Annotated in this window: 18 protein-coding genes; 9 read left to right on the plus strand and 9 right to left on the minus strand. The window is 32.7% G+C overall.

The window, feature by feature from the left end; genetic code table 11:
* Positions 1-740: 740 nt before the first annotated feature.
* The 3 genes from asnS to ACOOWA_RS12325 form a co-directional block, all read right to left on the minus strand.
* Entirely contained in the window at positions 741-2,189 is a 1,449-nt protein-coding gene (asnS, locus tag ACOOWA_RS12315; protein ID WP_421375592.1) for an asparagine--tRNA ligase, read from the minus strand.
* Positions 2,190-2,322: 133 nt separating this feature from the next.
* Positions 2,323-2,922, minus strand: a complete 600-nt coding sequence (locus tag ACOOWA_RS12320) for a CDP-alcohol phosphatidyltransferase family protein (RefSeq protein ID WP_421375593.1) — start codon at positions 2,920-2,922, stop codon at positions 2,323-2,325.
* Complete coding sequence (locus tag ACOOWA_RS12325) at positions 2,919-3,566, minus strand: LA_2272 family surface repeat-containing protein (protein WP_421375594.1); 648 nt, start codon at positions 3,564-3,566, stop codon at positions 2,919-2,921. Before ACOOWA_RS12325 ends, ACOOWA_RS12320 begins: the two co-directional genes overlap by 4 nt.
* Before the next feature lie 88 nt (positions 3,567-3,654).
* On the opposite strand from ACOOWA_RS12325, the gene ACOOWA_RS12330 reads away from it, so the two are divergent.
* From ACOOWA_RS12330 to ACOOWA_RS12350, 5 genes are all read left to right on the plus strand, one after another.
* On the plus strand, positions 3,655-4,617 hold the full coding sequence (locus tag ACOOWA_RS12330; protein ID WP_421375595.1) for a helix-turn-helix domain-containing protein: 963 nt from the start codon (positions 3,655-3,657) through the stop codon (positions 4,615-4,617).
* Complete coding sequence (locus ACOOWA_RS12335) at positions 4,601-5,401, plus strand: helix-turn-helix domain-containing protein (protein WP_421375596.1); 801 nt, start codon at positions 4,601-4,603, stop codon at positions 5,399-5,401. The genes ACOOWA_RS12330 and ACOOWA_RS12335 overlap by 17 nt, the downstream gene beginning before the upstream one ends.
* A 66-nt stretch (positions 5,402-5,467) precedes the next feature.
* Positions 5,468-7,108, plus strand: a complete 1,641-nt coding sequence (locus ACOOWA_RS12340; RefSeq protein ID WP_421375598.1) for a serine hydrolase domain-containing protein — start codon at positions 5,468-5,470, stop codon at positions 7,106-7,108.
* Between the two features lie 250 nt (positions 7,109-7,358).
* The gene (locus ACOOWA_RS12345; protein ID WP_421375599.1) at positions 7,359-7,610 is read left to right on the plus strand and encodes a hypothetical protein; all 252 of its coding nucleotides are present in this window, start codon (positions 7,359-7,361) and stop codon (positions 7,608-7,610) included.
* Positions 7,600-7,881: a type II toxin-antitoxin system RelE/ParE family toxin gene (locus ACOOWA_RS12350; protein ID WP_421375601.1), complete on the plus strand. Its 282-nt coding sequence runs from the start codon at positions 7,600-7,602 to the stop codon at positions 7,879-7,881. Before ACOOWA_RS12345 ends, ACOOWA_RS12350 begins: the two co-directional genes overlap by 11 nt.
* Here ACOOWA_RS12350 and rimM read toward each other — a convergent pair whose 3' ends face one another.
* The 3 genes from rimM to ACOOWA_RS12365 all read right to left on the minus strand — a co-directional run bounded on the left by rimM (position 7,882) and on the right by ACOOWA_RS12365 (position 10,163).
* Positions 7,882-8,424, minus strand: coding sequence for a ribosome maturation factor RimM (gene rimM, locus ACOOWA_RS12355; protein WP_421375602.1), 543 nt, complete (start codon positions 8,422-8,424; stop codon positions 7,882-7,884).
* Between the two features lie 103 nt (positions 8,425-8,527).
* Entirely contained in the window at positions 8,528-9,091 is a 564-nt protein-coding gene (locus ACOOWA_RS12360) for a 30S ribosomal protein S16 (protein WP_421375603.1), read from the minus strand.
* A 559-nt stretch (positions 9,092-9,650) separates the two neighbouring features.
* On the minus strand, positions 9,651-10,163 hold the full coding sequence (locus ACOOWA_RS12365) for a nitroreductase family protein (RefSeq protein WP_421375604.1): 513 nt from the start codon (positions 10,161-10,163) through the stop codon (positions 9,651-9,653).
* 21 nt (positions 10,164-10,184) lie between these two features.
* On the opposite strand from ACOOWA_RS12365, the gene ACOOWA_RS12370 reads away from it, so the two are divergent.
* Positions 10,185-10,319, plus strand: a complete 135-nt coding sequence (locus tag ACOOWA_RS12370; protein ID WP_421375606.1) for a hypothetical protein — start codon at positions 10,185-10,187, stop codon at positions 10,317-10,319.
* Positions 10,320-10,427: 108 nt separating this feature from the next.
* On the opposite strand, the gene ACOOWA_RS12375 is transcribed toward ACOOWA_RS12370, so the two are convergent.
* Both ACOOWA_RS12375 and ACOOWA_RS12380 read right to left on the minus strand, forming a co-directional pair.
* On the minus strand, positions 10,428-10,877 hold the full coding sequence (locus tag ACOOWA_RS12375; protein WP_421375607.1) for a hypothetical protein: 450 nt from the start codon (positions 10,875-10,877) through the stop codon (positions 10,428-10,430).
* A 136-nt stretch (positions 10,878-11,013) separates the two neighbouring features.
* The gene (locus ACOOWA_RS12380) at positions 11,014-11,547 is read right to left on the minus strand and encodes an SRPBCC family protein (protein ID WP_421375608.1); all 534 of its coding nucleotides are present in this window, start codon (positions 11,545-11,547) and stop codon (positions 11,014-11,016) included.
* A 172-nt stretch (positions 11,548-11,719) separates the two neighbouring features.
* On the opposite strand from ACOOWA_RS12380, the gene ACOOWA_RS12385 reads away from it, so the two are divergent.
* From ACOOWA_RS12385 to ACOOWA_RS12395, 3 genes are all read left to right on the plus strand, one after another.
* Positions 11,720-13,777 (plus strand): M3 family metallopeptidase, encoded by a 2,058-nt coding sequence (locus ACOOWA_RS12385; RefSeq protein WP_421375609.1) that lies wholly within the window; start codon positions 11,720-11,722, stop codon positions 13,775-13,777.
* Between the two features lie 120 nt (positions 13,778-13,897).
* Positions 13,898-14,353, plus strand: coding sequence for a hypothetical protein (locus ACOOWA_RS12390; protein ID WP_421375611.1), 456 nt, complete (start codon positions 13,898-13,900; stop codon positions 14,351-14,353).
* 346 nt (positions 14,354-14,699) lie between these two features.
* On the plus strand, positions 14,700-15,077 hold the full coding sequence (locus tag ACOOWA_RS12395) for a PEGA domain-containing protein (RefSeq protein ID WP_421375612.1): 378 nt from the start codon (positions 14,700-14,702) through the stop codon (positions 15,075-15,077).
* A gap of 110 nt (positions 15,078-15,187) precedes the next feature.
* Here the strand turns inward: ACOOWA_RS12395 and ACOOWA_RS12400 are convergent, their stop codons facing one another.
* Positions 15,188-15,808 carry a hypothetical protein gene (locus ACOOWA_RS12400; RefSeq protein WP_421375613.1) on the minus strand — a complete coding sequence of 207 codons (621 nt, stop codon included), beginning with the start codon at positions 15,806-15,808 and terminating at the stop codon, positions 15,188-15,190.
* Positions 15,809-15,839 lie beyond the last annotated feature (31 nt).

The following is a 15,839-nucleotide window of genomic DNA, read 5'->3' on the forward strand; positions in this document are numbered from 1 at the left end:
ATATCCTATTAAATAATGCATCACCTTTCGATCACACATCCCCTAATAAAAGTATTTCTTAATGTTCCCCGCTTATCTAAAAGCTCCTCTGCGCTACTGAAGCTCTCTCGTTTTTCAGTGCGGCAAAGATATAGCAGATAAATACACGAAACAAATAATTAATAATCAATTATTTTGCTTGTGGAAAAGTATTAAAGTAAAACACTGGTTTAACAGACATTGAACGAAGTACTCAAGTTATCCACAGTGTTCATATTGCCATGCTAAAAGAGAATGATGTGATTATAATGGTTTTAATTGAAAGATTATGACACAGAATATAGAATTTTACACATCCAATAGTTTATTACAAGTTATTGTGTATAGATAAACTCAATGTAAAGAGATTACAAAAATTAAGCCAGCAAATTATTTTGATACCTTATATATTAACTAAAGATTTCACTCCTACAGAGGTCTTTATTTAATCTCTTTGTTCATTCTACAAGTTATTGCTCCTCCTTGTATTTATGTGAAATTTTATTAACTGCACCAAAATTTCTATTTATGACTAAAATCTTAGCCCCGATCGTAGCTTTGTTTGAGCTCATTTTCTTTTTCAAAGAAAATAGCGAGTGCGGAGAGCGGGAAATAGCTCCTTAAAAAATGAGTATTGGAAAAATTTGGTCTACAAAAATGGATTGTAATTAAAAATGTCCCTGAAAATTCAGAGACATTATTATATTGTATATAGTTGATAATTAAAATTCGGCATTTTTCGGAGTTCTCGGGAAAGGAATCACGTCACGAATATTTGTCATTCCGGTTACGAAGAGCACCAGTCTTTCTAAACCAAGCCCGAAACCTGCATGCGGAACTGATCCGAATCTTCTCGTATCAAGATACCACCACAATTCATGCTCGTCAACGTGCATTTCTGACATTTTAGTTTTCAGAACATCCAATCTTGCTTCTCTTTCAGAACCACCTATAATTTCACCGATTCCTGGGAAAAGTACATCCATTGCGGCAACCGTTTTATTATCATCGTTCAGCTTCATGTAGAATGCTTTGATCTCTTTTGGATAATCAAATAAAACTACAGGACATTCAAAATGCTTTTCAACCAAGAATCTTTCGTGCTCAGACTGAAGATCTGCACCCCACTCTTCAATTGGAAAGGCAAATTTTCCTTTTTTATTCTCTTTTGAGTTTAATAAAATCTCAATGGCTTCGGTGTAAGAAACTCTTTTGAAACGCTTAGCTATTACGTTTTCAAGCTTTTCGATCAAACCTTCTTTCGCTCTGTCTTTTTCCGGTTTAGATTTTTGCTCTTCTGCAAAACGTTTGTCTAAGAAATCCAAATCATCTTTACAGTTGTCTAAAACATATTGAATCACATATTTCAGGAAATCCTCTGCCAAATCGATATTGTCTTCCAGGTTATTGAAAGCAACTTCCGGCTCAATCATCCAGAATTCAGCTAAGTGACGAGTTGTATTTGAATTTTCAGCACGGAAAGTCGGTCCGAAAGTATAAATTCTTCCCAATCCCATTGCTGCAGTTTCACCTTCAAGCTGTCCGGAAACGGTTAAGTTTGTCTTTTTCCCAAAGAAATCCTGAGCAAAATCGATATCTCCCTGCTCATCTCTTGGAATATTATTTAAGTCAAAGTTGGTTACCCCAAACATTTCACCTGCACCTTCTGCATCAGCTCCGGTTACAATTGGTGTGTTGATATAAAAGAACTGGTTTTTATTGAAGAAAGAATGAATTGCAAAACTCACTGCATGACGAACTCTGAATACTGCCCCAAACAAATTGGTTCTGAACCTTAAATGCGCCTGATCTCTTAAAACCTCCAAAGAGTGTTTTTTAGGCTGCAAAATTGTTTTGTCTCTTTCTTCAGTAAAGTTATCCCCTAAAATAATGATTTTTTTAGCGATAATTTCCACCGTTTGTCCGGCTCCCTGGCTTTCTACTACCTCTCCTACTACTTTTAAAGAAGAAGCTGTGCTGATTTTAGAGATAATTTCTTCGTCAAAATTTTCGAAATCAACAACAATCTGCAAATTATTAATCGTAGAACCATCATTTAATGCAATAAAGCGGTTTGAACGGAAGGCTCTCACCCAACCGTAAACGGTAATATCATGATGTAATACTTTTTTGTAGTCTTGCAAGACTTCTTTAATCGTTTGCTTTTTCATTTCTTGATTGATAAATTTTGTCTAAAAATTAATGTTTGCAAAGTTACAAAAAAACAGCGCAAATGAAACTTTACGCCTTCCTTTTAAAGAATTATCCGATAATTTAATCTGAAAATAAGTTTTTAAGCTAAGATCAGTTAAAAAACACCGACTTTTTTCTCTCTTTTCCACTTCTGATTTTCCAGGCGTGGTAGAAACTCGGAACATCGTACTGCCACTTTGGAAGAATTAAAATAATCAGAATAACATCTAAATGAGAAATAAAACCTAAAGTTATTGTTAAATCAAAAGCCCAACCCGTTTTTTGAAAACCTATTAAAAATGTAAAAGCCAAAAGCAAACTCAATCCCCACAATTTTGAAAGCCAGGCATGAGTACAGGTTTCTTTCCTAAATTTTATCCAACTTACGATGTAGCAGAGCGCTTCCATAATAAAAATTAATAAAATACTCATCCATTCCTCGTTTATCAAATTTGGATTTAGAAAATATGCTGAAAAGCCCAATGACAACCAAAATACCAAATCAACCTGACTGTCGAGTCTTCTTAATTTTTCAGAGGAAACTCCGACTTTTCTTGCGATAATTCCGTCGAATATATCTGTAAATAAACCGATGTACATTAAAGTAAGAATGATAAATCTAGATTCTGCACCATTTAAATAAGACAGTAAAATGATTATTGGTGCAAGAAAAAATCTTATTCCTATTAATATATAAGGTATTGTATTCATGATTTTTTAGTTTTAGATTTAAAATTCCAATTCACGAATGGTAATTTTCTTTTTTGATTGACATTCCAGAATCCTATTTGAAAACCTTTGGAATCATTGCACGTATTATACAGCGCAATTTGCAATCCCCTACATTTTTGACTGATGTTCGCTAAAGGTGAAATTACCAAACCATTTGAAGTATGATGGATATTATATAGAGGTGAAACAGAGACACCATTGATTACTGAAGGAGCACCAATATTACTCGAAACATTAAATTCCAAACCATTCGTAACTGTTGGTTCCATATTAATAATTGAAATCTGAACTCCATTAATATTATTCATTTTTTCAGGAAGCTTATCCATTCCAATGTCAGAGAAACCCCAATTGTTAATACTTCCAACGTTTACAAGCATGAGAAACGGGAAGAATATGCCAAGTCCATTCATCCCTAAACCCAAACCATTAACTTTTTTCGGAGAAATTTCGGCATCAATTTCATCATAGTATTTCAGAAGAATTCCATTGACATTCTTGGTCTTTTTGGAAGGTGAAAATCCGAAAACTTTCGGCTTATCAGACTTAACATTCAAACTATCCTGCCCAAACATAAAACTGTTTAATAAAACAGCAATTATTAAAAATGATTTCGTTTTCATATTATTTGATTTTAAATTATAATTCAAAACTACCAACAGAACAATCTCACCCGAATGCGAAAAAAAATTAAAATAAATAACTACATTTGTGAAAATCGCAAAAATAATGCATCAGGAAATCTTACTCAAACAAATCAGAAAGAAAATCGGGGATAAATCTTTGAATGATGAGATTGCCAATATTCTCAATATCAGTTATGATGCAGCGCACAGAAGAACTTCTCTGAAAGCAAAATTCAGTTTTGAAGAAGCTTTGGAACTGGCAAAATATTATCAGATTTCGATTGACCAGTTTTTGGGAACGGAAAACCAACTGGTCGTTAAAAGAACTCAACCTGTAAAAACTCAGGAAGATTTATTGTATTTTTTTGAAAGCTCTCTGAAGATCTTGAATGTTTTTCAGAGTATCAATCAGTCAAAAGTATATTATTCTGCGAAAGATATTCCGTTTTTTTATACGATTTCGAATACTATTCTATCACGCTTCAAATTTTATGTCTGGATGAATTTGCTGAATGAAGATAAATTTTTAGGCCCATTTGAAGATTTTGATTTGCCTTATCATTCGCCAAAAAACGAAATGCTGAAAGATTTGTACGAAAGCCAAAATGTAACAGAAATCTGGAATGATACGACAATTATGAGTATTCTGATGCAGATTTCTTTTTATTCAGAAATGGGACTTTTGAAATACAAAGACATTGTTTTGATTTTAGAGGAAGTAAAAAGCGTTTTACAAAATATTGAACATAAAATACTTCACAATCCTGATTTTAATTTTTATGTGAATGATTTGGTGATATTAAGCAATAATATTCTGTTTAAAAATGAATATCAATCGTCATTTTTTATTCCATTTAATATGTTCGGATATATGATGACAAATGATGAAAACACCTGTAATGACACTTTGATTTATTTCGAACATGAAATTAAAAATTCAAAATCACTCAATACTTCCGGTAACAGGGAACGGAAAATATTTTTCAATAAAATGTATGAGCAGATTGAAAATTTAAAAAAGAAATTATCAAATGAATACCCTTCGTAACGGTGAGTTTTTCGGAAAAACCAATGAAACCCTAAATTTTGATGGTTTAACAATTACTGATACAGAATATACGCATTCTTTTGTTGATTGGCATTTTCACGAAAATCCGTATTTCACATTTCTTTTACAAGGAAATATGAAAGAAGGAAATAAAACCGAAATTTACGATTGCAAAGCAGGAACTTTACTGTATCATCATTGGGAAGATGCACATTACAATATAAAACCGGACGTTTTTACGAGAGGTTTTCACCTTGAAATCACGGAAAATTGGCTTGAAAAATTTCAAATTTCAAAAAATAAAGTGGAAGGAAGTTTCAATATTAAAAATCCGGCCTTAAAACTATTGATTTATCAAATTTTCAAAGAAACAAAACTGAATGATAGTTCTTTTGAGCTTTCTGTTCATCAGCTTTTGCTGAATCTATTTGAGCAAATGTCTCATCAGGAAAAAAATATTGAGAAGAAACCAGTTTGGGTAAAACAGATTGACGAAATTCTTCATGAAAGTTTCACAGAAAAACTGAGTCTGAACGAACTTTCACAAAATTTAAATATCCATCCGATTCATCTAAGCAGAGATTTTCAAAAATATTTCCATTGTAATTTGGGAGAATATATCAGAAAATTAAAAGTTGAAAAATCATTGACAATGCTCAACCATTATGAATCTTTGTCGGAAGTCGCTTTAGAATGCGGATTTTCAGATCAAAGTCATTTCATACGCTGTTTCAAAAAAAATGTAGGAATAACCCCACTAAAATATAAACAGATTTTAAAATAGCAGGATGTTAATTCCGTTCTATTTAATTCGAAACCTATCCCTTACTTTTGTTTCATAAAATTTATAATGAAATCTACCTTTTTACTTGTTCTGATCTTAGTTTTCGGATTTTCTTTGAGTCAAAATAAAAATATTGTTGAGCCTGAGAAGATTGAAAATTCTATTCAAAAAAATCATTTAAAGGAAATTGTATTTTTAGATAAAGTCATTCCATTGGAAAATCTGAAGGAATCTGATTTATTAAAAGCTATCACATTTCAGGAAAATATGGATTTTGATCTTAGAATTTTCCTGGACAACTCTTTAGTTAATTACTTACATCAAATTGATCCAGCTTTAACCACTGAAGAACTATTGAAAAAAGGAAATTATCAGTTCAATTTTTTGGTTGACGGAAAACTGATTTACACAGAAAACATAAATTCAGGAGCGGGAACAGCCGAAAGCAAAAAAATAAAAACGAATTTCAGAATTCCTTTTCTAAGTAAAACCAACGAAGATTCCTGGGGAAAATATGTATGGATGCGCTTTTACTATTCAAACGGAGGAATTGATGCTTTGGAAAGTGGAAATCACACATTGAAGATTCAAATTAAACCTTATCTGAAAACTTCAACGCTAAAGACAGGAAATATTATTGCAAAAGGAGAAATTCAACATATTATTCCACAAAAAAATATTTCTGAAGAGCAAATTGCGATTCAAAAAATTCAACCAAACAGCGGTTGGAAAGTCTCAACCGAAAAATTTAATGAGGAAAAAATTCGTGCTTTAAATAAAAAAGTTGCAGAAAACAGGTTTCGTGAAATTTCAGGAATTGTAGTCATAAAAAATGGAAAACTTTTGGTCGAAGAATATTTCAACGGATATAACAGAGACAGTTTGAATGATACACGCTCTGTCGGAAAGTCATTTTCATCAGCATTGATGGGAATTGCCATAAAAGACGGATATATTAAGAATGAAAATCAGGATCTTAAAAACTTTTACAATTTAAAATCTTTCAGCAATTATTCTTCTAAAAAAGACAGCGTGACCATCAAAAATTTATTGACGATGAGTTCTGCTTTTGAAGGAAATGATCAGGATCAGGAATCTCCGGGAAATGAAGAAAATATGTATCCTACAGAAAATTGGATAAAATTCGTTCTGGATTTGCCGATGAACGAAAATAAAATTGGTAAAAACTGGAATTATTTTACAGCAGGAGTCGTTTTAACTGGGGATATTCTTGATAAATATGTTCCTAAAGGATTGGAAAATTATGCTGATAAAAAATTGTTTCAACCTCTAGGAATTACAAATTACAAATGGCAATTTACGCCTCAGAAAAAACCATCTTTAGCAGGAGGTTTGAGAATGACTGCTTTGGATTTTGCAAAATTCGGACAGCTATATAAAAATAAAGGAGTCTGGAATGGTAAAGATATCCTTGATAACAACTGGGTGAAAAAAACTTTTACTAATTATTTTAGTGATGAAAAAGATTTCGAAGGTTACGGATATTTATTCTGGAGAAAAGTATACAAAGTCGTCGATAAAAGCTTTGAATCTTATCAATGTAACGGAAATGGCGGAAACAAAATTGTCATTTTCACCGAAATACCTTTAGTAATAGTCATTACAGCAAGAGCATACAACAAACCATATTCTCATTCACAAGCTGATAAAATGATTGAGGAGTATTTGCTTCCTGCGGTTAATTAGTAATAAAATATGAATATAAAGTTTTAATCATAATTCTAAAATCAGCAATCATTTGTCATTCCATAGGAATCTAAATCATTTTACTTCAGTGCGTTGAGATTCTTTCAGAATGACAAAAATGGAGCTAAATATTAAATTACTACTAATTACGGACATACATTAAATTTATTTTAGAATTGAAAATTCAATTAAGAAATTAAAATAAATCGATTTCAAATATAATTTTTAAATTTGATAAAATTTCAAAAAAATGACAACATTAGAGGAATCTATATATCAGGAAATTACAAAAAAATTAAAAGATGCTCCTAAAAATATTTTAGAGCGTGTTTTAGGTTATATAGATGGAATATCAGAAATAAAAAATGCTGATCAATTAAACAAATTGAAAATACAGGTCAACGAAGATTACGCTGATTATAAGTCCGGAAAAACAAAATTATTTACTATCGAAGAGGCAGAAAATAATGTAGAAAATTCAATTTCCGAGAATGAAAATTGAGATAACTGAGCTTTTCAGCAATAAGCTAAAGAGGCAAATACAATATATTTCTTTAGATAAACCTTCTGCAGCGAGAAAATTCAACAAATCTATCTTCACAAAAATTAAAGGACTTCATAAAAATCCAAAAATTAACAGAAGATCGATATTCTTTGACGACGAAAATATCCTTGATTTAGTTGTGAAAGGATATCTTATTGTTTACGAAATACTTCCTTCCGAAAAAAGAATCATTGTTTTCGGTTTTTACAAATGGGAAGAAAAACTATGATCACTCATCCTTCTTCGAAGGCACCAAAAACACATCAATCAAACCTTCCGGAAGCTGCATTTTGATAAATTTCTCATCGCGGTCAACCTCAAGAATCCAGTCTTTAATTAGTGGAATCACCACTTCTTTTCCATCAAGGTTAGTTACAAAATAATTCTGAGCCGTCTGATCATTTACAGATCTGATAACGCCACAGTTATTATCCTGCTCATCAAAAATTTCATATCCGATAATTTCGTGGTAATAAAATTGCTTTCCTGTCAGTTTTGGTAAAGAAGCCAGCGGTAAATACACATTTTTACCTAAAGACTGATCTACTAAAGCCTCAGAAGAGTTTTTGAAGGCAAGGTTGAGAGCATCCAGTTTGCTCCAAGAAGATTTTTCAATGAAAAAAGGAACCAACAAACCGTTGATTTCTACAAAAATAGAATCCAGGTTTTTATAAAGTTCGGGCTGGTCTGTATCTAATTTAAGAATCACATTTCCGGCAAGACCGTGTCTGCGGGTAATTTTCCCTAAAAAATAGCAATCTTCTTTTTTCATAATGCAAATATATAAGAAACCTTCAAGGTTTTGAAAACCTTGAAGGTTTAAATTAAAAAAGACACGAAAAAATCGTGCCTTTATTTTGTATCTTGTTGTAAGATTAAGCCTGAGTTTCTTCAGTACCTTCTGCTTCAGCAGTTGGCTCTTCTGTAGCTTCAGTAACTTCTTCTGCAGGTGCGTTTGCAGCTTCTTCAGCAGCTTTAGCATCAGCAATTACCTGAGCTGCAGCAGCAACTCTAGCTTCGTTTACTTTAGTTTCAGCATCAAAAGCAGCTTTCTTAGCATCAGATTTAGCAGTAGCCAAACCTTCTACTTTACCTTTTACTTTAGAATCTTTAGACTCTAACCACGCAGCAAATCTCTTTTCAGCTTCAGCTTCGTCAAAAGCACCTTTAGCAACACCACCTTGTAAGTGTTTTTTGTAAAGAGCACCTTTATAAGAAAGAATAGCTCTAGCCGTATCAGTTGGTTGAGCACCGTTGTTTAACCACTTTACAGCAGCGTCAACGTTCAAATCAATTGTAGCAGGGTTTGTAATTGGGTTGTAAGTACCTAGCTTTTCGATGAATCTACCATCTCTTCTAGCTCTTGCATCTGCAACCACGATGTGGAAAAAAGGTCTCCCTTTAGATCCGTGTCTTTGTAATCTGATTTTTACTGACATAATGTTTGAATTTTATGGGAACTCGTCCCGATTAAATATTTAAGTGTGCAAAGATAGAATTTTTTTTCAATTCTGAAAATTTTTATTGGAAGATAAAGCCGGAAGTTTGATATTTGTTTGCATTCATTATTTTTCAAGAGCCGGGAACCTGCTTTCCGCTGTATCTTTTTGCCAACACTTTTTTCAAGCCATACTCCAAAAAAAGGATGCCGCTGCAATCAGGGCTATTTTACCGCTTCGTTACAATTTTTGTTTATAGTCAAACAATTAGTGATTCTATGCATTAAAGTTGTTTAAAATCTCAAAAAGTCATTAAATGCTTCTTTAGAAGCAGAATCTGTGTAGAGAAATCGGAATTTAATTCATTGCAATCCGTAGGATTGCTATAAAAAACCTCCTTATCCGACATTCCAAATAGCGTTCCTACGGAACGCAGTTTGATTTTGAATATTATTTCTACACAGATAAAACTCCTACGGAGTTTCCTTTCAAAAGTAATTTCAAACTTTCATTAATTTTAAACAATCTCATTGGTAAATTGAAAAACTGTTACATTAAATTAATCAACATTTCCCATATAAAAAAGCCCTAAACATTTTTGGTTTTCCTCAATTGTCAAAGAATTTTTCAGATGGTCAACCAGTTTCGGAGAGCTCCAGTAACAGCCTACTCCATTTGCAGTACACGAAAGATACATATTCTGAACTGCCATAGAAACTGCGGCAATCTCTTCCCATTCCGGAACCATTCCACTGAAATTGACAACGATAGAAACCACCACATCTGCTTTATTGATTTTAAAACCAATGTCATTATATTTTTTCTCTAAAAAAACCTGTGGAGCCTGCGTTGATTTATAAATTTCCTGCATTTCCAAAGCTAATTTAGCTTTTTCATTGCCTTTAAAAATTTTAAAACGCCAGGGTTTAGTCCGTTTATGATTGGGAGCAAATGTCGCCGAATTCAAAATTTCATCCAAAATCTCCTGAGAAATTTCTGTTTCATTATAATCTTTCGGAAATATGCTTCTGCGTTGCTCTATGATTTCTTTTAAAACTTCTGCTTTGTTCATGGCAACAAAAATACGGAAAAGATGGAAGATGGAAGCGGGGTGATGGAAGTTTTTAGAGTTGCGAGATGCGAGATGCGAGATGCGAGATGCGTATCAAAAATAAAAGTTACATTGTTTCCAAAAAAGATTAGTAATAATTTTGATGAAATTATTTAAATACCACGAATGCACGAATATTAAAAACCCACAATCTTAAAAATTCGTGCATTCGTGGCATTCCCTTGGTACTTTTTACTTTTTCCTTGGCTCTTTTAAACTGTTTCTTTAAATAATCTCTTCAATCTTCTGATAAATCTTATTCAGCGTAAATTCTTCCCCGGCTTTCATCCCAATAATTTTTTTCGCCATCGGACTTTCGGGGGAAATAGCGTAGAAACGGTCGCCTTCAAAGAAAAATTCGCCCAAAGAAACGGAAATATAAAAACGGGCTTTGTTGGTAATGACTAACGAACCTAATTTGGCTTTTTCAGATTCAGAATTAAGGACTTTTTTCATTTGCTGCTGCATATTTTTCAGATTCGCCATCTGTTTATCCAGATGATAAATTTCATCCTGCATTTCTTCACGAATCGAGTCATATTTCGAGGTTTTCTTGACTTCACGACTGGCTTCCAAAGTGAAATTCAAATAAAACTCCAAAGTTTTTACCTTTCCAGAAATCATATCCCGTACAAAAACCCGCAAATCATTTTTATTGTAAGTCGCCTTCTGCATACATCTTTAATCTTTTACATAAAGATACTATTTTAATTTAAAAACAGATTTCGAATTTTGCATTAAAGATTCAAATATTAAATAAAAAAACTGCTTCCAGAAATTGAAAACAGTCTTTATATACATCCCGATTATCTTATTTTTCAACCAAAGCTTTCAGATTGGCAAATCCTTCATCGTAAGATTTTCCCATTTGGTAATCCATCACCGGTCGCATCATTTTCATCCAGGTTTCCTGTTTGGTATCCATACTCCAGGTTACTTTTGTAGAATTTCCTTCAGACGTTAAAATCATATCCGAAACTGCCTGTCCTTCAAAAGGTCTTTTGAAAATCATTTCCGTCTTTTGTTTTTCATTAGGCACAATTTCTTTGATTTCCTGACATCCTGCTCCAGCATCATCATTTTTACTGTCCCAACAGTATTTATCTCCCACTTCGCCAGAATTTCCGCTATAAACAAGCTTCATATTTTTATCTAATTTCATCCACGGATTCCACTCGTTAAAAGCTTTCATTGTACTGATTTGCTGCCAAACTTTTTCTCTCGGAGCATTGATAACTACTGATTTCTCATAATGATAATTTTCACCAAAAGCCAACATTGCGATTACTGAATACACCACCAGTAAAAGTAACAATCCTCCGATAATTTTAAAAAATGTCTTCATAGTTTTACATATTAATTATAATCTCAAAATTATATATTTTTTCCACATCTTCTCTTTTCCTATGACAAGATAATTTCAAAATGAGGCATTTTTGTCATAAACTGACGCGAAGGCATCTTATTTGAGTTTGAAATACGATTCAATTAATTAAATTTACCTTAAAAATAAATCAATGAATATTTTAACAGAAAAATTCAACACTCTATATCATTCTGCACCTTTTAATGAGATAGAAAATGAAGATTTTCTTCCGGCTTTCAAAGAATTGATTACCAATTCGGAAGCAGAAATTGACGCTATTATCAACAATTCTGACGAACCTACTTTTGAAAATGTAATTGAGGCACTCGCTTTTTCAGGCGAGCAGCTCGACAGAGCATCCAATATATTTTTCAATTTAAATTCTGCGGAAACCAGTGATGAATTACAGCAAATCGCTCAGGAAGTTTCTCCGATTTTAACCGAATATTCTTCAAAAATCTCTCAAAACGAAGCTTTGTTTAATAAAATTAAAAAAGTTTACGACGACAAAGAAAACTATGATCTAAACGAAGAGCAACAAATGCTTTTGAATGAAACGTATAAAGGTTTTGTGAGAAGCGGTGCCCTTTTAAATGAAGAAGACAAAGAAAAACTGAAGAAAATAAGCATGGATTTATCTTTAAAATCTCTTCAATTCGGACAAAATGTGTTGGCTTCAACCAATAATTATTTTAAACACATTACCAATAAAGAAGATTTAGCAGGAATTCCGGATGCCATTCTGGAACAATATGCAGAAGAAGCGAAGGAAAGAAATCTGGAAGGCTGGGTTGTAACTTTGCAATATCCAAGCTATATCCCGTTCATGACGTATGCTGAAAACCGTGAACTGAGAAAAGAAATTGCTTTGGCAAACGGTAAAAAATCTTTTGACGGTGGTGAATTCGACAATCAGAATTTAATTAAAGAACTTCTCAATTTAAAACAGGAAAAAGCAGAATTATTAGGTTTTAAAAATTATGCAGATTACGTTCTGGAAGAAAGAATGGCCAAATCTCCAGCCAAAGTAATCAACTTTTTAAACGAGCTTTTAACCAAAGCAAAACCATACGCTGAAAAAGAGATTGAAGAACTGAAATCTTTAGCAAAAGCCGACGGAATTGAAGAAATGCAAGGTTATGACCATGCATTTTATGCTGAAAAACTCCGTAAGGCAAAATATGATTTGAATGATGAGGAATTAAAACCTTATTTTCCTTTAGAACAGGTTCAGGAAGCAGTTTTCGGATTATCAAAAAAACTTTTCGGATTGACTTTTGCGGAAAGAAGCGACATCCCGAAATATCATGAAGATGTGAAGGTATATGAAGTTTTTGAGGCAGGAAGCGAGAAGATGGAAGATGGAAGTGATAATCCTGAAAAAACTTTCAAGTCTTTATTATATGTTGATTATTTCCCGAGAAAAGGCAAGAGAGCCGGAGCATGGATGACGAGTTACAAAAGTCAGTATCAGAAAGATGGGGAAAATTCACGTCCCCATATTTCTATTGTCTGTAATTTCAGTAAACCGACGAAAGATGCACCGAGTTTACTGACGTTTCAGGAAGTGACGACTTTGTTTCACGAGTTTGGTCATGCCCTTCACGGAATGTTGGCGAATACGCAATATCCAAATCTATCCGGAACTTCTGTGAAGTGGGATTTTGTAGAGTTACCATCTCAGTTTTTGGAAAATTTCTGTTACGAACCGGAATTTTTGAAAACTTTTGCCAAACATTATAAAACAGGAGAAGTTTTACCTGACGAAAAGATCGAAAAAATTGCTCAGTCTAAAAACTTTATGGAAGGTTATCAGACGTTGAGACAGATTGGTTTTGGGTTGTTGGATATGAATTACCATTCAAAAGTTGCAGAGTTGGAGAATATGAGCGTGAAAGAATTTGAGGACCATTACACAAAAGCTACCCAGCTATATCCTGCAAATCCGGAAACAGCAATGAGTCCGAGTTTTTCACATATTTTTCAGGGTGGATATTCTGCGGGATATTATTCTTACAAATGGGCGGAAGTTTTGGACGCCGATGCTTTCCAGTATTTCAAAGAAACGGGAATTTTTAATCCTGAAACCGCTGCAAAGTTTAAAGTTTTACTTTCTTCAGGAGGAACGAAAGATCCGATGGAATTGTACAAAACCTTCCGAGGAAGCGAACCGAAAGTGGAGAGTTTGCTGAAGAGGGCATTTGGATAAAATACTTTAAAGTCTCCAAGATTTATTTATCAAGGAGACTTTTTTTTATATTTAAACCTGTTATGTGGGTATAAATCCTGATCTTGAAAATAGAAAAATTGTACATAAAAAACCATATTGATGAAAGCTAAAAATTGCTTACCTATTTTATTATTACTATTCATCGTAACGAATACCAATTTTCCAGCTCAAAACCTAAAGACAGAACTTTTCTTAAATGAAAACCAAATTGATGATGATTTTAAATCAGATTCAAGAATAGAAAATCTTTTTACCAAAAATAGAAAAGACTCCATTTTGGTAGTTACAGAAATTAAAAATGATTCTTTATTTTCAATCTACATAAAAAATAACAGACAATCTGAAATAAAAATTATTCCACAAGATCATCAATTAAAACTTATTCAGGAAGCTTTAACTTTAGATAATAAATGGAAACCCATTGAATTTTGGGTTAATTCTGATTGCGGAATGTCTTATCTTAAAGACATTAATGTAAAGTCTGGAGAAATTGTTGGCGTGATTTCAAAAAATATGAAGGTAATTTTAAAACTAAAATCAGGTTTAAAATATTAATCGATAAAAAAATTTATTATTCGAACGCTATTGAAACATCAATCTATCCTTCAAAATTTGAAAAATCAGTTTGGTATAACAAAATAAAAGAAACTTATTATGTTGATAAAGATGAAAAGGAAGTTGATGAAATTCTGTTTTTAGATTTGTCATCAAAACAATGAGATTCATTATGTGATTTTTTAGGCAAGATTACAATTGATTGGAACGACCAAAAACTACTGTAATTAAAATATTTAATATCTTCTATAAGAAAATAATTTTCAAATCATTGTTTTTATTTAGTTTAAAAAATATATTTTCGCAGCATTGAAATAAAAAAACTAAATATATAATCAAATCAACAATGAAAAGAAATTTGTCGCTTGTCTTAGGATTGAGCATTATACTTTCTACAACATCTTGTGCGAGTATTTTTACAGGAACTAAAGACTCTATTGCATTTAGTTCAGCTCCTGAAGGTGCAAAAGTAATTCACAAAGGAAAAGAAAAATGCACAACACCCTGTACTGCAGATATTCCGAGAGGTTTGGGTAAACAAATAGTAATGTTTGAAAAAGAAGGTTTTGAAACGAAAGAAGTAAAACTTACCAAAAAGTTCAATCCTGTAACATTACTGAATATTCTTTTGGGAGGCGCAATCGGAATTGGTATTGACGCTGCGACTGGTTCACTTACAAAATACAGCCCTAAAAGCTATACTGTAAATTTAGAATCTAAATAATTTCAGCTTAAAAAAATTTCAAATCTCACATTTACTGATGATCTAAGATTAGTGATTAGTTTTTATATTGATTTGATGAATTTTTTATTACTATTTGACAAGATTTTAGATTAATCAACGGGAATATTGGCAATAATTTTACTGCCACCCGGCTCAGCTGCCAAATCTGCGGCCATTCCTTGTGCTAAATCTACTCTTGCTTCTTCAGAAAAAATAGTTCCTATGAAAGGAAGTATAAAAAGTGCCCCCTGAACCGAGTTTGACGCCAGGCTTTTCAAATTGTTCTTAGAATTGGTTGCAGCAACTGTTTGTCCATCATCTATCATGCTGGGATTCATTCTTCCGCTGTTATAATGTCTTGTGGCATTTTGCCATTCAGGATATCTTTCACTGTTTAAATCATTTAGCAACTGTCTCGCCAAAGGATTTGTACGCAATTGCTGACGATTAAGACCATCTAGACTTTCCAATTGACGCTGAAGTGTTATATTATTGGCATGTACTGTTCTTGATTCTGCAATATTTGTAATTTTACCAGCAACGGTTCCTCTTTTGTAGGAAGTAATTTTATACCACGCACCGTTTTCTTTCTTTATTTCAATAATATCTTCTGAATCCTGTACAAAATCATCCGGTTTTGATGGTAATCCCAATAAACTATTCTGATCAATATCCCTCTGCTCAATTTTTCCAGTTTCTTGATTAACAAAGTCTTCCGTATGATTATTCATCTGATCGTAAGTGTTATTGTCACTTACATCT

It is taken from the genome of Chryseobacterium sp. GP-SGM7 (assembly GCF_049166575.1).
Taxonomy (GTDB): domain Bacteria; phylum Bacteroidota; class Bacteroidia; order Flavobacteriales; family Weeksellaceae; genus Chryseobacterium.